This window comes from Pseudomonas sp. CH235, assembly GCF_004368175.1.
Classification (GTDB): domain Bacteria; phylum Pseudomonadota; class Gammaproteobacteria; order Pseudomonadales; family Pseudomonadaceae; genus Aquipseudomonas; species Aquipseudomonas paraglycinae.
This window is the reverse complement of record NZ_RRZJ01000002.1, coordinates 271,570-292,062: the sequence shown is the minus strand read 5'-3', so window position 1 is coordinate 292,062 and position 20,493 is coordinate 271,570. Positions and strand designations below refer to the sequence as shown.

At 61.5% G+C, this 20,493-nt stretch carries 18 protein-coding genes and 1 pseudogene; 8 read left to right on the top strand and 11 right to left on the bottom strand.

What is annotated here, in order from left to right:
* The first annotated feature begins 1 nt into the window (after window position 1).
* From EIY71_RS03535 to lpxC, 4 genes are all read left to right on the top strand, one after another.
* Entirely contained in the window at window positions 2-868 is an 867-nt protein-coding gene (locus EIY71_RS03535) for a cell division protein FtsQ/DivIB (protein WP_007956757.1), read from the top strand.
* Window positions 869-883: 15 nt separating this feature from the next.
* Window positions 884-2,143: a cell division protein FtsA gene (gene ftsA / locus EIY71_RS03530; protein ID WP_007956755.1), complete on the top strand. Its 1,260-nt coding sequence runs from the start codon at window positions 884-886 to the stop codon at window positions 2,141-2,143.
* Window positions 2,144-2,210: 67 nt separating this feature from the next.
* Window positions 2,211-3,407 (top strand): cell division protein FtsZ, encoded by a 1,197-nt coding sequence (gene ftsZ, locus EIY71_RS03525; protein WP_007956754.1) that lies wholly within the window; start codon window positions 2,211-2,213, stop codon window positions 3,405-3,407.
* 112 nt (window positions 3,408-3,519) lie between these two features.
* The gene (gene lpxC, locus EIY71_RS03520) at window positions 3,520-4,431 is read left to right on the top strand and encodes a UDP-3-O-acyl-N-acetylglucosamine deacetylase (RefSeq protein ID WP_007956752.1); all 912 of its coding nucleotides are present in this window, start codon (window positions 3,520-3,522) and stop codon (window positions 4,429-4,431) included.
* A gap of 61 nt (window positions 4,432-4,492) precedes the next feature.
* On the opposite strand, the gene EIY71_RS03515 is transcribed toward lpxC, so the two are convergent.
* The 7 genes from EIY71_RS03515 to EIY71_RS03485 form a co-directional block, all read right to left on the bottom strand.
* Window positions 4,493-5,998, bottom strand: a complete 1,506-nt coding sequence (locus EIY71_RS03515; RefSeq protein WP_085745350.1) for a sensor domain-containing diguanylate cyclase — start codon at window positions 5,996-5,998, stop codon at window positions 4,493-4,495.
* Between the two features lie 108 nt (window positions 5,999-6,106).
* Complete coding sequence (locus tag EIY71_RS03510; protein WP_085745349.1) at window positions 6,107-7,423, bottom strand: OprD family porin; 1,317 nt, start codon at window positions 7,421-7,423, stop codon at window positions 6,107-6,109.
* A gap of 195 nt (window positions 7,424-7,618) precedes the next feature.
* Entirely contained in the window at window positions 7,619-7,840 is a 222-nt protein-coding gene (locus EIY71_RS03505) for a hypothetical protein (RefSeq protein WP_085745348.1), read from the bottom strand.
* Window positions 7,841-8,136: 296 nt separating this feature from the next.
* On the bottom strand, window positions 8,137-9,501 hold the full coding sequence (locus tag EIY71_RS03500) for a heavy metal sensor histidine kinase (protein ID WP_102687556.1): 1,365 nt from the start codon (window positions 9,499-9,501) through the stop codon (window positions 8,137-8,139).
* The gene (locus tag EIY71_RS03495; protein ID WP_011335857.1) at window positions 9,491-10,168 is read right to left on the bottom strand and encodes a heavy metal response regulator transcription factor; all 678 of its coding nucleotides are present in this window, start codon (window positions 10,166-10,168) and stop codon (window positions 9,491-9,493) included. The genes EIY71_RS03500 and EIY71_RS03495 overlap by 11 nt, the downstream gene beginning before the upstream one ends.
* An 8-nt stretch (window positions 10,169-10,176) precedes the next feature.
* Window positions 10,177-13,278: a multidrug efflux RND transporter permease subunit gene (locus EIY71_RS03490; RefSeq protein WP_134020503.1), complete on the bottom strand. Its 3,102-nt coding sequence runs from the start codon at window positions 13,276-13,278 to the stop codon at window positions 10,177-10,179.
* Window positions 13,275-14,435, bottom strand: coding sequence for an efflux RND transporter periplasmic adaptor subunit (locus tag EIY71_RS03485; protein WP_085745345.1), 1,161 nt, complete (start codon window positions 14,433-14,435; stop codon window positions 13,275-13,277). The genes EIY71_RS03490 and EIY71_RS03485 overlap by 4 nt, the downstream gene beginning before the upstream one ends.
* A gap of 921 nt (window positions 14,436-15,356) precedes the next feature.
* Here EIY71_RS03485 and EIY71_RS03480 point away from each other — a divergent pair.
* The 4 genes and pseudogenes from EIY71_RS03480 to EIY71_RS03470 all read left to right on the top strand — a co-directional run bounded on the left by EIY71_RS03480 (window position 15,357) and on the right by EIY71_RS03470 (window position 17,812).
* The gene (locus EIY71_RS03480) at window positions 15,357-15,713 is read left to right on the top strand and encodes a DUF6124 family protein (RefSeq protein WP_085745344.1); all 357 of its coding nucleotides are present in this window, start codon (window positions 15,357-15,359) and stop codon (window positions 15,711-15,713) included.
* A 134-nt stretch (window positions 15,714-15,847) separates the two neighbouring features.
* On the top strand, window positions 15,848-16,075 hold the full coding sequence (locus EIY71_RS03475) for a hypothetical protein (RefSeq protein ID WP_085649354.1): 228 nt from the start codon (window positions 15,848-15,850) through the stop codon (window positions 16,073-16,075).
* A gap of 147 nt (window positions 16,076-16,222) precedes the next feature.
* Window positions 16,223-16,504: pseudogene (locus tag EIY71_RS28895) on the top strand (PAS domain-containing protein); the annotation flags it as partial.
* A 204-nt stretch (window positions 16,505-16,708) separates the two neighbouring features.
* Window positions 16,709-17,812 (top strand): methyl-accepting chemotaxis protein, encoded by a 1,104-nt coding sequence (locus EIY71_RS03470; protein ID WP_372239283.1) that lies wholly within the window; start codon window positions 16,709-16,711, stop codon window positions 17,810-17,812.
* Here EIY71_RS03470 and EIY71_RS03465 read toward each other — a convergent pair.
* From EIY71_RS03465 to EIY71_RS03450, 4 genes are all read right to left on the bottom strand, one after another.
* A complete protein-coding gene (locus tag EIY71_RS03465) occupies window positions 17,809-18,558 on the bottom strand; it encodes a YkgJ family cysteine cluster protein (RefSeq protein ID WP_134020497.1) in 750 nt (249 codons plus the stop codon). The genes EIY71_RS03470 and EIY71_RS03465 overlap by 4 nt on opposite strands.
* An 87-nt stretch (window positions 18,559-18,645) precedes the next feature.
* On the bottom strand, window positions 18,646-18,963 hold the full coding sequence (locus EIY71_RS03460; protein WP_007956738.1) for a hypothetical protein: 318 nt from the start codon (window positions 18,961-18,963) through the stop codon (window positions 18,646-18,648).
* A gap of 62 nt (window positions 18,964-19,025) precedes the next feature.
* Window positions 19,026-19,508: a GNAT family N-acetyltransferase gene (locus EIY71_RS03455; protein WP_134020494.1), complete on the bottom strand. Its 483-nt coding sequence runs from the start codon at window positions 19,506-19,508 to the stop codon at window positions 19,026-19,028.
* Window positions 19,509-19,511: 3 nt separating this feature from the next.
* Window positions 19,512-20,414 (bottom strand): chemotaxis protein CheV, encoded by a 903-nt coding sequence (locus EIY71_RS03450; protein ID WP_011335848.1) that lies wholly within the window; start codon window positions 20,412-20,414, stop codon window positions 19,512-19,514.
* Window positions 20,415-20,493 lie beyond the last annotated feature (79 nt).

Here is a 20,493-nt window from a genome sequence, read left to right as displayed (position 1 = left end):
CATGCAAGGCGCACAGCTCAGACATCAGCCACCCGCACCCGGCCGCAAGCCGGTGCCGCGGGGTGCCAGCCGAATGGTGGCCAAAGAGCCGATGTCCGCGCGCCTGCCAAAAGCCAACTTCGGCTTTTTGAAAGGTCTGTTCTGGCCGGTGCTGCTGGTGGCCCTGGGGTTCGGCACTTACGAAGGCGCACAGCGTTTGCTGCCGTACGCCGACCGGCCGATCACCAAGATCGCGGTGCAGGGCGACCTGAGTTACATCAGCCAGCAGGCGGTGCAACAGCGGATCGCCCCTTACGTGGCGTCGAGCTTCTTCACCATCGATCTGGCGAGCATGCGCACCGAGCTTGAGCAGATGCCGTGGATCGCCCACGCCGAAGTACGTCGGGTGTGGCCGGACCAGGTGGTGATCCGCCTCGAAGAGCAACTGCCGGTGGCGCGTTGGGGTGACGAGTCGTTGCTCAACAACCAGGGCCAGGCGTTCACGCCCAAGGAACTGGCGAATTACGAACACCTGCCGCAGCTGTTCGGTCCGCAGCGGGCCCAGCAGCAAGTGATGCAGCAATACCAGGTGCTGAGCCAGATGCTCCGGCCACTGGGCTTCTCGATTGCGCGGCTCGAGCTGCGTGAACGTGGCAGCTGGTTCCTGACCACCGGTGCCGGCAGTTCCGGCCCCGGGATCGAGCTGCTGCTGGGACGCGGCAACCTGGTGGAAAAGATGCGCCGCTTCATTGCCATCTATGACAAGACGCTCAAAGAACAGATTACGAACATTGCGCGCATCGATCTGCGCTACGCCAACGGCCTCGCTGTTGGCTGGCGGGAACCAGTAGCGCCGACGACAGCCCAACCCGCTGTCGCAAAGAATTAAGAAGAGGCAGGACCCATGGCAAACGTGCAAAGCGGCAAAATGATCGTCGGTCTCGATATCGGCACCTCCAAAGTGGTGGCGCTGGTCGGCGAGGTTGCGGACGACGGCTCGCTGGAAATCGTCGGGATCGGCACTCATCCGTCCCGCGGCCTGAAGAAAGGCGTGGTGGTCAACATCGAGTCCACCGTGCAGTCGATCCAGCGCGCGATCGAAGAAGCCCAACTGATGGCGGGCTGCCGCATTCACTCGGCGTTCGTCGGCGTGGCGGGCAATCACATTCGCAGCCTGAACTCCCACGGCATCGTGGCGATTCGTGATCGCGAAGTCAGCTCGGCTGACCTGGAGCGGGTACTCGACGCCGCCCAGGCGGTAGCGATCCCGGCCGACCAGCGTGTGCTGCACACCCTGCCGCAGGATTACGTGATCGATAACCAGGAAGGCGTGCGCGAGCCGCTGGGCATGTCCGGCGTACGTCTGGAAGCCAAGGTTCACGTGGTCACCTGCGCCGTCAACGCCGCACAGAACATTGAAAAATGCGTGCGTCGCTGCGGTCTGGAAATCGACGACATCATTCTCGAGCAACTGGCCTCGGCCTACTCGGTCCTGACCGACGACGAAAAAGAGCTGGGCGTGTGCCTGGTCGACATCGGCGGCGGCACCACCGACATCGCGATCTTCACCGAAGGCGCGATCCGCCACACGGCCGTGATCCCGATTGCCGGTGACCAGGTGACCAACGACATCGCCATGGCGTTGCGCACCCCAACCCAGTACGCCGAAGAGATCAAGATCCGCTACGCCTGCGCCCTGGCCAAACTGGCCGGTGCCGGGGAGACCATCAAGGTGCCGAGCGTCGGCGACCGTCCGCCGCGCGAACTGTCCCGTCAGGCCCTGGCCGAAGTGGTCGAGCCGCGTTACGACGAACTGTTCACCCTGATCCAGGCCGAGCTGCGTCGCAGCGGCTACGAAGACCTGATCCCGGCCGGCATCGTGCTCACCGGTGGTACCTCGAAGATGGAAGGCGCCACGGAACTTGCCGAAGAAATTTTCCACATGCCGGTCCGCCTGGGCGTGCCGCATGGCGTGAAAGGCCTGGATGACGTGGTACGCAACCCGATTTATTCCACTGGCGTTGGCTTGTTGATGTACGGCCTGCAGAAGCAGTCCGACGGGATCTCGTTCTCGGGCATCGGCAGCCGCGACAGCTACAGCAACGATGAGCCGCAGGCGCCGTTGCTGGACCGTTTGAAGAAGTGGGTTCAAGGCAACTTCTAACGCTTTACCGCAACACCGCAACAAACAGCAGTAGGCGAAAAAACTAGAGAATGTAAGGAGAGGGAAAATGTTCGAACTCGTAGACAACATCCCCGCAAGCCCGGTAATCAAAGTTATCGGTGTTGGCGGTGGCGGCGGCAACGCTGTCAATCACATGGTCAAGAGCAACATCGAAGGCGTGGAATTCATCTGCGCCAACACCGATGCTCAAGCGCTGAAAAACATCGGCGCGCGCACCATTCTGCAACTGGGCACCGGTGTGACCAAAGGCCTGGGCGCCGGCGCCAACCCGGAAGTCGGCCGTCAGGCTGCGCTGGAAGATCGCGAGCGCATCGCTGAAGTGCTGGCCGGCACCAACATGGTGTTCATCACCACCGGCATGGGCGGCGGTACCGGTACCGGTGCGGCGCCGATCATCGCCGAAGTGGCCAAGGAAATGGGCATCCTGACCGTTGCGGTCGTGACCCGTCCGTTCCCGTTCGAAGGCCGCAAGCGTATGCAGATCGCCGATGAAGGCATCCGCATGCTCTCGGAAAGCGTCGACTCGCTGATCACCATTCCGAACGAAAAACTGCTGACCATCCTCGGCAAGGACGCAAGCCTGCTGTCGGCTTTCGCCAAGGCTGACGATGTACTGGCCGGTGCCGTTCGCGGTATCTCCGACATCATCAAGCGTCCGGGCATGATCAACGTCGACTTCGCCGACGTACGCACCGTGATGAGCGAAATGGGCATGGCGATGATGGGCACTGGCTGCGCCAGCGGTCCGAACCGTGCACGTGAAGCGACCGAAGCGGCCATCCGCAACCCGCTGCTGGAAGACGTGAACCTGCAAGGCGCACGCGGCATCCTGGTGAACATCACTGCCGGTCCTGACCTGTCCCTGGGTGAGTACTCCGACGTGGGTTCGATCATCGAAGCCTTCGCTTCCGAGCACGCGATGGTCAAGGTCGGTACCGTTATCGATCCGGACATGCGCGACGAACTGCACGTGACCGTGGTTGCCACTGGTCTGGGCGCGAAAATCGAGAAGCCTGTGAAGGTCATCGACAACACCGTTCACACCTCGATGGCGGCTGCTCAGGTGCAGCAACCGGCACCCGCTCGTCAGGAGCAGCCAGCGGTGAACTACCGTGACCTGGACCGTCCGACCGTCATGCGCAACCAGGCTCAGGCCGGTGCTGCGACTGCCGCGAAGATGAATCCGCAAGATGACCTGGACTACCTGGACATCCCGGCTTTCCTGCGTCGTCAGGCCGATTGATGAAATGTATCAGGGGTATTCAGGTGATTGGTGTTCAGCAAAGGCTCGGTCTGCTATCATCGCCAGCCTTTGTTGATACCAGTTCGCAATTTGCGCTGAAGCGGCCCATGCCATGATTAAACAACGCACACTGAAAAATATTATCCGTGCCACCGGTGTAGGTCTGCACTCCGGGGAGAAGGTTTACCTGACCCTCAAGCCTGCACCTGTCGACACCGGGATCGTCTTTCGTCGTGCCGATCTCGATCCGGTTGTCGAGATACCGGCTCGTGCGGCCAACGTCGGCGAGACAACCATGTCGACGACGCTGGTCAACGGTGACGTGAAGGTAGACACGGTGGAGCACTTGCTCTCGGCCATGGCTGGCCTGGGCATCGATAACGCCTACGTCGAGCTCTCCGCGTCTGAAGTCCCGATCATGGATGGCAGCGCAGGACCTTTCGTATTCCTGATTCAATCGGCTGGCCTGGAAGAACAGGACGCCGCCAAGAAATTCATCCGCATCCTGCGTGAAGTGACAGTGGAAGACGGCGACAAGCGCGCCACTTTCGTCCCTTTCGAAGGGTTCAAGGTGAGCTTCGAGATCGATTTCGATCACCCGGTTTTCCGGGACCGCACCCAAAGTGCAAGCGTGGATTTTTCCAGCACTTCGTTCGTAAAAGAAGTCAGCCGCGCCCGTACTTTCGGTTTCATGAGTGACATCGAGTACCTGCGCAAGCACAACCTCGCACTCGGCGGCAGCGTGGAAAACGCGATCGTGGTCGATGCCGATGGCGTACTGAACGAAGACGGCCTTCGCTATGAAGACGAATTCGTGAAGCACAAGATCCTCGATGCGATTGGCGACCTGTACCTGCTGGGCAACAGCCTGATTGGTGAGTTCAAGGGCTTCAAGTCCGGCCACGCACTGAACAACCAGCTGCTGCGCAAGTTGATTGAGCAGAAAGATGCCTGGGAAGTCGTGACGTTCGAAGACGCCAGCACTGCACCAATCTCTTACATGCGCCCGGTTGCGGCGGTGTAAGTAAAAAACCTCTCTAGTTTTTTGAAGGCCACCTTTGGGTGGCCTTTTTTTATGCCTGTTTTCAGGCCACGACGACCCGGTTTCGCCCACCTTCCTTGGCCTGATACAACGCCCTGTCCGCCGCGAACAACAACTGCTCCAGGCTGATCTCGCTCGTCGCCGTCCAGGTGCTGATGCCGATGCTTACGGTCATAGGTGACTGGTCTTCATTCACGCTTGGCAGTTGTTCCACCGCTGCGCGAATGTGCTCGGCGATCTGCTGCGCCCCGACGCTGTCGGTTTCCGCGAGGATCACCGAAAACTCCTCACCGCCATACCGCGCCACCAGATCCGCCGGACGCCGCACATTGGCGGTGATCACTCTCGCCAGTTCACGCAACGCCTGATCCCCGGCCTGATGCCCGTGGCGGTCATTGAATGCCTTGAAGTGGTCCGCATCGATCATCAGCAATGACAGGGGTTGGCCCGAGCGTTGGGCGCGGAACCACTCGTGGCGCAGCGACTGGTCGAGCATCCGCCGGTTGGCGACCCCGGTCAGGGCATCGGTCGCCGCCAGTTGCGCCAGTTCGTGTTCGGCCCGTTGCCGCAGTCGCAGCTCCCGGGCCAGCAGCCAGGTCAGCCACAGCAGGCCGGCACACAGCACGCCGGTGGCGCCGCTGATCAGGATCGCCGTGCGTCGCCACGCGCCGAACACTTCCTCGCTGGACAGGGCAACGATCACCGTCAGCGGCAGATTGCCGACCCGCGAATAGGTGTACAGCCGTTGCTGATAATCCATGCTCGAAATGCTGTTGAAACTGCCATTGCCGTTGCTGTCGCGCAGAATCCGCACCACATTGGGCCGGGCAGCAAAGCTCTTGCCGATCGAATCGCTCTGCAGATAAGGCTTCTGCGCCAGCAGGATGCCGTCGTTGTTGATGATGTTGAGGGTGCTGTCGATGCCGATGTCGAGACTGTTGAACAGCTGATCGAAGTAATCGAGTTTCATCGACGCCACGGCCACGCCCAGAAACTCGCCGGTGTCCGAAGAGATGCGCCGGCTGAAACTGATCCGCCACTGGTTCGCGTCATCGCAGTCGCAGCGGGGTTTGAACGGACGGCTGATGAACATGCCGGTGTCGCGGTTGAAGGCGTGGGCGAGGAAGTAGTCGCGGTCGGCGAAATTGCCTGGCAGCGGATCGACCCGCGAGGAATCGGCGATCACCTCGCCATGCTTGTCGAGCAACAGGATGTCGCCCTTGAAGCGCGCGGTAGTAGAGCGATCGAACAACGCCAGATGGCGAATCTGCGGTGACACATCTTTCAGGTCGTCACGCTGGGCGGCAGCGATCAGCCCTTGCAGCGTCAGGTCATACAGCTCGACGGTGCGCAGCACGTCGGCGTCGATCAGCTGGGCGATGGTGGTGGCGCCGCGGGTGGCTGATTCCTGCGCGTTGGCGTGTTCGCGGATCAGCAGAAACGTCACGATGCACACAATCGCGATCACGCTCAGCAGACTGCCGAGGATCAGCAGCAGCTCGGAGCGTCCGGTCGTGCCGGGAACGGTAGGGGTGCGGCTCGCGATCATGGTTCGGTTTCGGTAAGGGATTCTTGTAAGCGTAGTCGTACCCGCTTCGCTGCCACAGGCAAGAAAAAGGCCAGCGCATCAGGCTGGCCTTTTACTGTAGCGCCGATCTTAGAAGACGTTGATCGGGTAGTCGATGATCACACGGTATTCATCTGTGTCCGTATCCAGCGCGCCGTAACCGTTGCCGCCACGGTTGGTCGCCCATTGCAGATGCACCGCGAGGTCTTTGGCCTGGCCGCTCTGCACCACGTATTTAAGATCGATGTCCCGCTCCCAATGCTTGGCGTTGCGGCCTTCGGCGCTGTACCAAAAGGCGTAACCTTTGCTGCCCGGATCGACCTTGGTCAGGTCCAGCGTGCCGCGCGAGTAAGACAGCGCCGAGGTCAGGCCCGGCAGGCCGACGCCGGCGAAATCGTAGGCGTACTTGAGTTTCCACGAGCGCTCGTTCGGGCCGTTGAAGTCCGAGTATTGCTGCGAGTTGTCGAGGTAAACGCTGTCACCCTGGCTGATGTAATCGAACGGCGTGTTGCCGTTGACCCGCTGGTATGCAGCGGTAACGCTGTGGTTGCCGATACCGACGGTGAAATGCAGGCTGTAGGTGTTGTTGTCGATATTGCCCAGCAGCGCGTCGCCGGTGTCTTGGGTGTGATAGAAGTGCAGGCCCGGGTTGAGGGTCACCCGATCATTCAGCGCCCAGGTGTAGTCGAGGTCGTAGTAGTACTGGTTCCAGATGTCCTTCAGCTCGGACGCGTACAGGCTGCTGGTCAGGCCTTCGACGCCGCTCCAGGCCACGCCGGCCCAGTTCAGGTGCTGGCTCTTGTCGCCGTCGGCGAGGGTGCCGTAAGAGGTGCCGATGCGTTTGTGGCCGCTCTGGTTGTAGGGCTTGGTGAAGCTGGCCTGGCCGCCTTCGATCATCCAGCCATCGAAGCTGTGGTTGGTCAGGCTGAGGCCTCGAAAGGTCTGCGGCAGCATGCGCGTCTCGCCACCGGCGATCACCGGGTTGGCGAGGAACAGATCGCCGGCCTTCAGCTCGGTATCGAACGCACGCATTTTCAGAGTGCCGCCCGCCGTGGAGAACGAGCCCGGCGCTTTGCCGCTGCCGTCACTGACCGGCAGGATGCTGGAGTTGTCGGTGCCGCCACCGCCATCAAGTTTGAGACCGAGCATGGCGTGGGCATCGATGCCGAAACCAACCGTGCCTTCGGTGTAGCCCGACTCGAATTTGCCGAGGAAACCTTGGCCCCACTCGATGTTGTCATCCGTCTGCTGCAGGCGGTTGCGGTTCATGTAGTAGTTGCGGGCGTTGAGGTTGAGACTCGCGCCTTCAACGAAACCCTGTTTCTCGGATTCGGCAGCGTGGGCGGCGGGGGCAATCGTTGCGGCAATTGCAATGAACAGCGGGGTGAAGCGAACTGGGTAACGCACGTGCGGTAAAGCTCCTTGGGGTCAACTGACACTTCAATGTCTTGAGGTGCGGGATGTTTCTAATTGTTAAAGACGAACCGGACAGCTTACAGACCACAACGAAAAAAGGCCGCTGAAAATCAGCGGCCTGCAAGGACGACGGTTGAACGGGAAGAGCCAAACAACCGCGTCGAGGGAAACGGAGCGGTGCGCGACTCAGCTCTCTTTCTCTGAAGCCTGAGTCTGGGAAGTTGCGGCCTGAGGGGCTTGCGTGGCGTCTTGAGCCTTGGCCATCACTTCTGCCTGATGCTGTTCGAATGCGTGAGCGCGAGCGGCGTTTTGCGCTACGAACGACTGCGATTCTTCAGCCATCGCCATCGGCGACAGGATCAATGAGGACAAAACGAAAGCGCTGGCAATACCCATACTGTTGGACATCTTGAAAACCTTCTTGCTTGGCAAGTGCTGTTTGGTGCGGGCAAAGATAAGGTTGCCGGGCGTTGGGAAACAGCGTGATTTTCATAAATGACTGTTACAGCAAAAGCAAAAGTCCCCCCCTCATCGGAACGCCGCCCGCCCAGCCCTCTCCCCCAAGGGGGCGAGGGGGAAAGGGAGCCGATCTTCATGCTTTTCAAAGCCTGAGTTCGACTGGATTTTTCAGGTCGGCGTAACTCGAAAGAACAACTCGGTCAGTCCCCTCTCCCTCTGGGAGAGGGTTAGGGTGAGGGGGCTTTTCAGACCGGGAGGTGGATTCCGAAAGTATTCATCCCGCGATCACTGCGCACGAACACATCGCCGCCATGCATCAGCGCAATCGCCTTGACGATCGCCAGCCCCAGTCCGTGGTTGTTGCCGCTGTTGCTGCGCGACGCATCGACCCGGTAGAAACGCTCGAACAAGCGTGGCAAATGTTCGCTGGCAATCGGCGAACCGGGGTTGGCCACGCCGATGCTGACCTGATGTTCCTCGACCGCGATCTGCACTTCGATCACCTGACCGGGCGCGGTGTGTTGTACCGCGTTGCTCAGCAGATTGATCAAGGCCCGGCGCAGATGAGCGATCTCGATCTGCACTTGCGCATCACCGCTTACCCGAACCTGGACTTGCGCGTCTTCGAGGATGAAGTCGAGGTATTCGAGGGTGGTTGCCACTTCATCGGCCAGCGAGGTGGACGTCAGTTTGGTGGCCTTGCTGCCCTGGTCGGCGCTGGCCAGGAACAGCATGTCGTTGATGATCGAGCGCAGGCGTTCCAGCTCTTCGAGGTTGGATTGCAGCACTTCGAAATAATGCTCGGCGGAGCGCCCGCGAGTGAGGGCGACCTGGGTCTGGCCGATCAGGTTGGTCAGCGGCGAGCGCAGCTCATGGGCGACGTCGGCGTTGAAGGATTCGAGCCGCGAATAGGCCTGTTCAACCCGCTCCAGCGTCGAGTTGAACGAGTCGACGAACTGCTCCAGCTCCGGCGGCAACGGCGACAGACGCAGGCGCCCGGCCCGCAACGGCGGCGCCAGACGCTGGGCTTCGTGGGACAGTTTGATCAGTGGTTTGAGGCCGATCCGCGCCACCCAATATCCCAATGCCGATGCCAGCAGCACGCCGATCACCGCCAGGCTGACCAGCGCGATCAGCAACTGATGCTGGGTCTGGTGAAAGGTCTCGGTATCGATGCCGATCATGAAGCGCAGCGGCGGGCGTTGATCCTTGGCTGGCAGTTCGGTGAGCAGCACTTTCAGCGGATAAGGATGGTCGGGCAGTTGCAGATCGCGCATGCCCAACGGGCCTTGGGCAAACGCGCGAATCAAGGCATCCGGCTCGCCGAACTCGTAGCCCGGATTGCCGCTGACCACCCAGAAACGGATGCGCTTGTCTTCTTCGCCCAGCAGCTTGAGCTTGGCGTTGATCTTCACCCAATGCTCGGGGGTGCCATAGCGGTTGAGCGCGGACTCAAGCACGCTGTAACGCGCATCGAGTTCCGCTTCCGGCAACAGACCCAGGCCTTTGTCCACTTGTTGATACAGCGCGCCGCCGATCAACAGGAACACCAGCAGCGCCACCAGCGTGAACATTCCGCTCAGGCGCAGGGCGATGGAATTACTGGACACCACGGCTCTCCAGCACATAACCCATGCCGCGGATCGTGTGCAGCAGTTTCTCGTCGAACGGCCCGTCGAGCTTGGCTCGCAGGCGTTTGATCGCGACTTCGACCACGTTAGCGTCGCTGTCGAAATTGATGTCCCAGACCATTTCCGCAATCGCGGTTTTCGAGAGGATTTCGCCCTGACGCCGGGCCAGCACGCTGAGCAGCGAAAATTCCTTCGCGGTCAGATCCAGCCGGGTGCCGGCGCGGGTGGCCTTGCGGCTGATCAGATCGATCCACAGGTCGGCGATGCTCACTTGGACCGGTTCATGACCGCCACTGCGCCGGGTCAGCGCTTGCAGGCGCGCCACCAGTTCGAGGAAGGAAAAAGGTTTGCCGAGGTAATCGTCGGCGCCGTCGCGCAGGCCGCGGATCCGGTCTTCGACCCGCTCGCGGGCGGTGAGCATGATCACCGGCGTCTGCTTGCGCGCACGCAATGCGCGCAGTACGCCGAAGCCATCGAGGCCCGGCAGCATCACGTCGAGGACGATCACCGCGTAGTCGCTTTCCAGTGCCAGGTGCAGACCCTCGACGCCGTCGCGGGCCCGATCCACGGTGTAACCCTGTTCCGTCAGGCCGCGGTGCAGGTAGTCCGCGGTTTTCTCTTCGTCTTCGATAATCAGAACGCGCATGACCCGCCTCAGTCTGTCGTTGCCAGCGCCGCGATGGGCGCAGGTTTGGGCTTGTGGAACAGCCGCTCGAGCCACAAGTATATGACCGGCGTGGTGAACAGCGTCAGCATCTGGCTGACCAGCAGGCCGCCCACAACCGCTATCCCCAATGGTTGGCGCAGTTCGGCACCGGTGCCGTAGCCGAGCATCAGCGGCAGTGCGCCGAGCAGGGCGGCGAGGGTGGTCATGATGATCGGCCGGAACCGCGTGATACACGCCTCGAAAATCGCATCCTGCGGCGACAGCCCGCGATGACGCTGCGCTTCGAGGGCGAAATCGATCATCAGGATGCCGTTCTTCTTCACGATACCAATCAGCAGCACCAGCCCGATCAGCGCCATGATCGAAAAGTCCTGGCCGCAGATCCACAGCATGATCACTGCGCCGAGGCCTGCTGCCGGCAAGGTCGAGATGATCGTCAGCGGATGGACGAAGCTCTCGTAGAGCACGCCGAGAATGATGTACACCGCCACCAGCGCCGCGAGAATCAGCCACGGCTGACTTTTCAGCGAACTCTGGAACGCCTGGGCCGCGCCCTGGAAGTTGCCGCTGATGGCGGTCGGCATGCCGATTTCGGCCTTGGCCTGATTGAGCAGAATCACCGCGTCGCCCAGTGCCACACCGGGCGCCAGGTTGAACGACAGGTTGGCGGCCGGGAACATGCCGTCGTGGGCGATGGACAGCGGGCCGATGGTCGGCGCGTCGAATCGGGCCAGCGCCGACAGCGGCACCATTTCTCCGCTCAGCGGTGAGCGCAGGTAGAAGTAGTTCAGACTTTCGGCCTTGCCGCGCTGTTTGGTGTCTAGCTCCAGAATCACGTTGTACTGGTTGACCTGGGTCTGGAACTCGTTGATCTGCCGCTGGCCGAAGGCGTCGTACAGCGCCTCGTCGACATCACTCGCCGTCAGGCCGAAACGCGCGGCGGCACTGCGGTCGATGCTGATGTGGGTGATGCTGCCGCCCAGTTGCAGGTCGTTGGAAATGTCACGGAACGCCGGGATGCTGCGCAGTTTCTCGGTGAGTTTCTGGGTCCAGGTGGCGAGCGTCGGCCCGTCGTTGCTCTTGAGCACGTATTGATACTGCGCACGGCTCGGGCCGGAGCTGAGGTTGATGTCCTGGCCGGCGCGCAGGTAAAGCACGATGCCGGGGACTTTCATCAGTTGCGGACGAATGCGATCGATGAACTGGCTGGCCGAAACATCGCGGTCACCGCGCTTTTTCAGGGCAATCCAGAAGCGGCCGTTGGCGATGGTCTGGTTGCTGCCGGACACGCCCACCGAGTGGGAAAACGCCTGGACAGCCGGGTCGGCGGCGACGATTTCGGCCATCGCCAGGTGTTTTTTTACCATGTCGCTGTAGGAGATATCGGCGGCGGCTTCGGTGGTGCCGAGGACGAAACCGGTGTCCTGAACCGGGAAGAACCCCTTGGGGATAAACACGTAGCCGCCAATCGCCAGCGCAACGGAAATGCCGAACACGCCGATCATCAGTTTCTGGTGGGCGAGGGCGCGGCGCAGGCCTTTTTCGTACCAGCCGAGCAGGCGTTCGCTGAAGCCCGGTTTGTCATGGGCGTGATGCACCGGTTTGCGCATGAACAGCGCTGCCAGCGTTGGCGCCAACGTCAGCGAGATCACCACGGAAATCATGATGGTCGAAGTGGCCGTCAGGGCGAATTCCTTGAACAAACGCCCGACCACGCCGCCCATGAACAGCAGCGGAATGAACGCCGCCACCAGCGAGAAACTGATCGACACCACGGTGAAGCCGATCTCGCCGGCGCCCTTGATCGCGGCGTCGCGCATGCTGTCGCCGGCCTCGAGGTGACGGTGGATGTTTTCCACCACCACGATGGCATCGTCGACCACGAATCCCACGGCCACCACGATGGCCACGAGGGTCAGGTTGTTCAGGCTGAAACCGAGCAAATACATCAAGGCGAAACTGGCGGTCAGCGATACGCCGAGCACCGCCGAGACAATCATCGTCGCCGACAGCTGGCGCAGGAACAGCGCCATCACCGCCACCACCAGCAGGATCGCGATCAGCAGGGTGATTTCCACTTCATGCAGCGAGGCGCGGATGGTCTGGGTGCGGTCGATCAGGGTCTTGACCTGCACCGAGGCTGGCAACATGGCTTCAAGGCCAGGGAGGGCGGCCTGAATCCGGTCTACGGTTTCGACGATGTTGGCGCCGGGCTGGCGGGAGATCACCAGGTTCACGCCCGGTCGATCGCCGGCCCAGGCTTGCACGTAGGCATCCTCCGAACCGTTGACGACTTTCGCGACATCCTTGAGGTGAACCGGGGCGCCGTCCTTGTAGGAAACGATGAGTTGGCTGTATTCCTCGGGGTGGAACAACTGGTCGTTGGTCGACAGCGTGGAAATGCTCGAATCGCCGTACAGCGCACCTTTGGCGAGGTTGAGGCTGGTCTGCTGGATCGCCACACGAATATCGGCGAGGGTCAGGCCGATGGCCGCCAGTTTGTCCGCCGAAGCTTGAACGCGGATTGCCGGACGTTGCTGACCGGTGATGTTGATCTGGCCTACGCCGTCGATCTGACTGATCTGACGCGCGAGCAGGGTTTCCACAAGGTCGCTGAGCTCGGTGCCGGGCATTTGCGTGGAGCTGACGCTGAGGATCAGTACCGGGCTGTCCGCCGGGTTGACCTTCTTCCAGGTCGGCAGGGTCGGCATGTCTTTCGGCAGTTTGCCGGCGGCGGTGTTGATCGCGGCCTGCACTTCCTGGGCGGCGGTGTCGATGCTTTTGTCGAGGGTGAATTGCAGGGTCAGCAACGTGGAGCCCAGCGCGCTGCTGGAGGTCATCTGGGTCATGCCGGGGATGGCGCTGAATTGCACCTCCAGCGGCGTGGCCACGGACGAAGCCATGGTGTCGGGGCTGGCGCCGGGCAGTTGGGCGGAGACCTGGATCGTCGGAAATTCCGCTTCCGGCAGCGGGGCAATCGGCAGGCGCGGGAAGGCAATCAACCCGACCAGTACCAGCGCGATGGTCAGCAGAATCGTCGCCACCGGGTGATCGATGCACCAGGTCGAAACGCCTTTGTGCTGCTTCATGGCTTGGGCTCCGCTTGCACCACCTGCGGCGGTTCGCTCATGACCTGCACGGTCGAACCGGGCTTGAGCCGCGACTGGCCGTCACTGACCAATAGGTCGCCGGGTTTCACGCCCTTGATGATGTCCTGGCCGCTGCCCTGATAAACCATTTGCACCTGCACGGCTTCAACCTTGTCGCCGTTGACCCGGTACACGAAGTGCTGATCGAGACCGCGTTGTACGACGGTGGGCGGAACCACCAGCGCATCTTTATCTAGCGCTGTCTGAATCTTTACCGTCACCAGCAGGCCGGGCCAGAGCTTCTGGTTCGGGTTGTCGAATTCGGCCTTGGCGCGGATGGTGCCGGTGTTGGCATTGATCTGGTTGTCGATCAGGGTCAGGTGACCTTCGCCCAGCAGGTTGCCGGTTTCGCCGTCGGTGTCGGCGCCGATGTACGCCTTGACCTGTGCGCGCTGCGGGTCGCTGATCAGGCCTTGCAGGGTCGGCAGCATTTGCTGGGGCAGGGAAAACTCGACGGCGATCGGGTCGATCTGGGTCACGGTGAACAGACCCTGGGTGTCGGTCATGCGCAGGAAGTTGCCTTCGTCGACCGTGCGAATGCCGACGCGGCCGGTGACCGGGGAGCGAATCTGGGTGTAGGAAAGTTGTACCTGTGCCGCGTCAATCGCGGCCTGATTGCCCTGGGCGGTGGCTTTGAGTTGGTTGACCAGTGCCTGCTGCTGGTCGTAGGTCTGCTTCGATACGCCGTCGTCGACGCTGAGCAGTTTGTAGCGCTTGAGGTTGACCAGGGCGACTTGCAGTTGCGCCTGGCTTTCGCCCAGTTGCGCCCGGGCCTGATCGAGGCTGGCGCGGATCGAGCGGTCGTCGATGGTGGCGAGCAGGTCCCCTTGTTTCACCAGTTGGCCCTCCTTGACCAGGAGCTTGGTGAGGATGCCGTCGATCTGTGGGCGCACCACGACGCTGTGCAACGAGAGGACCGAGCCGATGCCGCTGGTGTAGCGGGGGACGTCTTTTTCACTGACGGCGACGACTCGCACCGGGATGGCGGTGGGGGCGGCGAGTTTGGCCGGGGCGGGTTTGTATGCGTACCACAGACCGGCGGCTGCGAGGGCGATCAGCAGGGTGGCGAGCAGGGCTTTTTTCTTCTGGGTTTGCATGCTTGTGGGGCGCCAGGGGGGACGGGGTTTGGGCAGGTTTTGTCTTTATAAACTTGTTTGGGGGTCAGGAGGGTGACGGCTAACTGACGGCGCTGTCAGTTTCGGCTTTTGACTTGGCGGCCTTTGGGCCGGCCATGCTTTGGGTGTTTGGGGTGAATATCCGTTTTTTCGGGTGTTGCGGCTGGCGGTTCCGCTCTTACAGCGGGTCACTTTGGCAAACGCCCCAAAGTAACCAAAGGTCTGGGCCCCTGCGTTCGGCGCCTCGCTGTGGCTCGGCGTTCCTTCGTTCCGGGATTCATCCGGGGGCATCGCCTACGGTTTGCTTCGCTGCACCTCCTCTCGATGCATGCGGCTGCGCCGCACGGTCGCTGCGCTCCCACCCCCGTATAAATCCCTCCACTCAGCCTTCCGATGGGGCCGGCACGTCAAGAGCGGTACTCGAGCTAACGCTCATCGTTTTGAGTGGTGAAGAGCGTAGTGCGGTGCTGCTCAAAACTGGAGTTCAGCTCGGTGATTCAGGTCGGTGTATTCCGTATAAACAACACCGTCAGTTCCCTCTCCCTCCGGGAGAGGGCTAGGGTGAGGGGAGCTTTTGAGGTTGTTTAAATCTCAACAACTACACCAGATCCTTCCCACAAGGTTTTCAGGTTGTCCGTCGGAAGTGCGCTCTCTAGTCTTTGGCTGTCGCTGCCAATTCAGCGAACAGGTGTGGAAACCTGATTTCAAGTAGTTGCAAAGCATCTCCCCGTAATCGTTGCCGATGTCTTCTTTCGTCTGCAAACTGCGTCGCGGCGGCTGTGCGCAGGCAGACTTCGGTCTGGCCGGTTGCCTACTTATCGGTTTTCCACCCTGCGTACAGCTGCCACCTCTTGTCGTGTGGAAACGACAAGGGATGGCTCCATAGCCAAGTAGGAGTTTTTCATGGACAAACTGATACCCGACCCACCCCTCGAATCCACCCCACTCGAAGAGGCCATGCGCGCCGAAGACCTCGCCCGTAACCGCGAAGCCATCAAACGCGCCCTCGACTACTACCTCTGCCCCAACCCCACCAAACCGCGCCCGAGCACGATGTATATGGTCACTCCCAACGTCGACACCGAAAGCCTGCTGGCCAATGCCTGCGAGTCCCTGGCGTCGGCCAGTACCATCGCCAGCAATTTCGCCAATGAGCTTTCGGGCCCGCAGCGCAGTACGGCACTGGGAATCCAGCAGATCATCATGCTGGCGGAGCTGGCGGTGAACCGGGCGCTGGATCGGGTTGATCCGCAAACGTGATCCGCTAGTCGAAGAGTCCCGAAAAGGCACAGGTCGTACCCTTTTTGGGACTCTTTAAACTCCGCTCACGCAGGTATACTGCGCGCTTTCGCGGCTCGTCCACCGGGCCGGTCTTTTTGCTTCGCGGAGCTTTCATGACTTCCCCAATCGACAACGCTGTGAGCGATGTCCCGGCAGAGCTGGCTGAGGCCGGCGATACCAAGCCGACCATTCCTGCGTTCAAGTTCCCGTTCAAGCCAGGTGAGCTGGCGGCTGCCAAAGCGGCGAAGCAGCCGCAGTTCAAGGGCAAGGACGGTGATCGTCACGCCAAGATTCCGGGTGTGGCGCCTTCGGGTACTCGCCGTTCGATGGGCAAGCGCTGATTCCATCCCGCCTCGGCCGTCGCTGTGATTTTCGGTCACAGTGATGGCTAATTGCTCAGTTCCTGAGCCAGATCAACGTTTAACCAGTGAGTGCGCTTAGAGTCAGCAGCCCTGCCGACTCTTTCCAATAAAACGAGCGCGCTTTCCATGAAGATCAATCTCCCGGTGACCGGGCGCAATGTCGATGTTGCGCCGGATGCGAACATTCTCTCGACCACCGATCTGACCAGCGCGATCACCTACGCCAACGACGATTTCATCAGGATCAGCGGTTACAGCCGCGACGAGCTGCTGGGTGCGCCGCACAATTTGCTGCGTCATCCGGACATGCCGGCGCAGGCGTTTGCCCATATGTGGCAGACGCTCAAGCGCGGGCGGTCGTGGATGGGGCTGGTGAAGAATCGTTGCAAGAACGGTGATCACTACTGGGTCAGTGCCTATGTCACGCCGGTCACGCAGAACGGTGCGGCGGTGGAGTATCAGTCGGTGCGCACGCGGCCGGATGCGCGGCAGATGGCGGCGGCGGAGCGGGCGTATGCGCAGTTGCGTGAGGGGCGGGTGGCGCGGTGGCAGCGGCTGCCAAGCTTGAGTTTGCGGGCGAAGATCATGGCGTTGACCAGTTCGGTACTGGCGGTGGTGCTGGGGATTGAAGCCTGGCTGCGGCCGGAGTCCATCGGCATCGAGGCCGCTGCGCTGGTGGCCGGCAGTGGTGCGTGTGCGTTGGGCGTGGGTTGGTTGTTGCGGCCGCTGGAGCGTCTGACCGAGCGTGCCCGGCTGATTGCCGACAACCCGTTGAGTCAGGGCATTTATACCGGGCGGCGGGATCAGTTCGGGCAGATCGAGTTTGCGTTGCAGATGCTCGAAGCGCAGGTCGGCGCGGTGGTCGGGCGGATTGGTGATGCGTCGCAACGGCTGGCCGGACATGCGGCGCAACTGGTGGATCATCTGCATAGCAGTCACACCAGCACGTTGGCGCAGCAGGCGGAAACCGATCAGGTGGCGGCGGCGATTCATCAGATGGCGGCCAGTGTGGCCGAGGTCGCCAGCCATGCGCAGCAGGCGTCGGTAGCGGCGGATATGGCGGGGACGGAAACCCGTGAAGGTCATCTGTTGGTGGGCGAGAGTCGCAGTGCGGTGTTGCGGCTGGCCGAGGAGTTGGGGCGGGCGACCGAGGTGATTCATCAGCTCGAAGGTCATAGCAGCGAGATTTCCGGGGTGCTGGAGGTGATTCGCAGCATCGCCGAACAAACCAATCTGCTGGCGCTCAACGCGGCGATCGAAGCGGCGCGGGCCGGGGATGCGGGACGTGGATTTGCGGTGGTGGCCGATGAGGTACGCGGTCTGGCTCAGCGCACTCAACAATCGACCAACGAGATTCAACGGATGATCAGCACCCTGCAAAACGGCGCGCGGGATGCGGTGCTGGTGATGCAGCAGAGCAGCGAGCATGTGGATAACAGCGTCGAACAGGCGCAGCGTGCGGCCCGGGCCCTGGACGGGATCAGCGGGCGGGTCGAGCAGATTACCGAGATGAGCCTGCAGATTGCGGCAGCGGTCGAAGAACAGAGCGCGGTGAGCGAGGACATCAACCGCAACATCGTCAGCATTCGCACGGCGTGTGAGTTGACGGTGGATGAGGGGCGCCAGAGCCAGCTCAACTCACAGGATGTGGCGGGGCTGGCGGGGGATTTGCGTTCGCTGGCGCGGGAGTTCTGGGGGCGGCGGCAGGGCGCTTAGGCCGCGCGCAGTGAAATGAACGCGTAGGTCTGTGGCGGCTCGGACACCACTTGTGCCCCGGCCGCCCGTACTTGCCCGGCGATGTCGTCGCCGGAGACATGGAACAGCCATTCGCTGGAAACTTCACTCAATGGCTGCGCCGTGACCTGATCGATCGTCGAGGCAAACGCACCCATGTCCGGCAGGTACGCGGTGAAACCGTCGCCCTTGAGCGCGGTGGTGCGGATGCCGAGCAAGCCGCAGATCGCATCCTTGATCCGGATGTCGTCGCGATCCGCCTGACGCGAGCGCTGGATCAGCGTCACCAGTTCCTGATCCACCAGTTCACCGCCGACGATCAGGTCTGGCCCCTGTTCCCAGGATTCCGGCGGGCAGTCCTTGGCGGCAGGAATCAGCGGGATGTGCGGATTGATTTCGGCGGGATAGATGCGGCACACCAACGGTCGGCGCTCGTAGATGCGGCACAGCTTGTCTTCGTCAAGATTCCGGCATGGGCCAACGTTGTAGGCCGCGAAAGTGATCGCCACATGGGCGTCGGACATTCCGCTGCGCACCACCGCCGAACGCCGTTGCGCATGTTCGCGCTGCTGTTCCGGCAGGCCCAGGCCGTTGGCAAGAAACGCCTCCACCAGCACGATCACCTGACCGCCGTCGGCCGCCCACATGCGAGCTTCGGCCAAGGTCAGGGGCACGTGGTGATCGGTGCAGCATTTGCCGCAGCCTACGCAGGAAAAGGTCGTATTCATTGAGCGGGCAATCTTCAATCAGGGTGTGAATCGGCGACGTAAAGCCGCCGTACAGGACCGGAGTGAAGCAAGTTGTGCGCCATTCGCTCAGGGTTTGGCGGTCGGGCGGATCGAGTCCCATTCGGTGACGAACGCGGTTTTCGACTTTTTGTTGTACAGGCACAGCTCCGTGCCTTGCTGGCCCTTCATGTGTTTTTGCGGGTACTGGCCTTGCAGCAACAGCGCCGTGTAGCCGACACGGTCATCGAATTGCGCGGCGTTGCCGACCGGTTTGGCGTTTTTCAGGCCGCTGGCCTTGGTGCAGCTGGCGAGCACGGTTTTGTCGTAGGCCGCCCAGGCATCGGGGCTGGAGGCGTGGGCCAACGGGGCAATGAGGCAAAGCACGGAGAGGGCGAGGCGTTTCATGGTTCGGGCATCCTTGGAGGTTTGATCGCCAAGGTTGGAACATGCCGCAGGATTTTAGTTTGTCAGTCCGGCACCATTTCCCGGCGAACCACATACATTCCAGACATTTCGTACAAGCGCTGCGCTCGCCGGTTGTCTTCCAGCACCTTCAGGTCGACAAATCCTTCGCGTCGATCCTGAAACGCCTTGAATGCATGAAGCAGCAAAGCCCGACCCAATCCACGTCCTTGGGCGCGAGGATGCACCACCAGGTTCTTGATGTAGGAACTGGTCCAGCATTGCGCCACGCCGATGACGCCGTCGGCATCGCTGGCGATGAAACACAGTGCCGGATCGTATTCCGGATCGTTCTCGAACTGCTTTTGCCACACGTCCAGCGCCGGCACCCGGCCACCGCCTTCGCGGTAGCCGATCTGCATCAGTTCATGCACGGCGGATGCGTGTTCGGCGCTGTAGGTCGTGAGTTCGATGCCGTTCGGCCATTCGATGGCGGGCACGTCCTGGCTCAGGTCGCGCCGCGTCAGGAAGCAGAACGTCTCGCTCAAGACTCAGTGACCCTGAGCAGCGACATGCTTGGCCGCTTCGATCAGGCAGTGGGTCAGCTCCGGTGAGGAGAACTTGGTCAGCACGCCGTTGGCGCCTGCGAGGCGGGCCTTTTCGCTGTTCATCGCGCTGTCCAGCGAGGTGTGCAGCAGCACGTAGAGGTGGGCGAAGTCCGGGGTTTCGCGCAGGGTGCGGGTGAAGGCGTAGCCGTCCATCTCGGACATTTCGATGTCGGAGACGATCAGGTTGATCTGCTGCGCCGTGCCTTGCAGGTCCAGCAGGCAGTCAATGGCTTCCTTGGCACTGCGCGCGGTGTGGCATTGCAGGCCGAGATTGCGCAGGGTGTGTACCGATTGCTGCAGCGCCACCTGACTGTCGTCGACCACCAGAATCCGTGCGTTGCCCAGCACTTCGGCGTCTTCCATGCTCAGCTCGGTCGGGGCCATTTCGATCTGCGCCGGGGCGATGCCGTGGATGACTTTTTCGATGTCCAGCACCTGCACCAGCGTGCCGTCCACCGAAGTCACGCCGGTGATGTAGGCGCGTGAACCGCCGGAACCGAACGGCGGCGGTTTGATGTCGGTGGTCAGGCAATGCACGATCTTGCTCACTGCCTGCACATGCAAGCCCTGTTTCGAACGGCTGACGTCGGTGACGATCAGGCAGCCGCCGTTCGGGTCTTCCAGCGGCCGCTCGCCGATGGCGCGGCTCAGGTCGATCACCGACAGCGAAGCACCGCGCAGAGTGGCGATGCCTTTGACGTGCGGGTGCGACTCCGGCAGCTTGGTCAGCGGCGGGCAGGGGATGATTTCACTGACCTTCAGCAGGTTGATCGCCATCAGCTTGCCGCTGCGCAAGGTAAACAGCAGAAGCGAAAGTGAATCTGCGCGGGCTTTGTTGGAAGACATAAAAACCTTCTGTGGAAAAAGGTGAGCGGCGATCGCACGGATCGCCAGCAGGTATCGATGCCGGGTTATCGACTTGTAA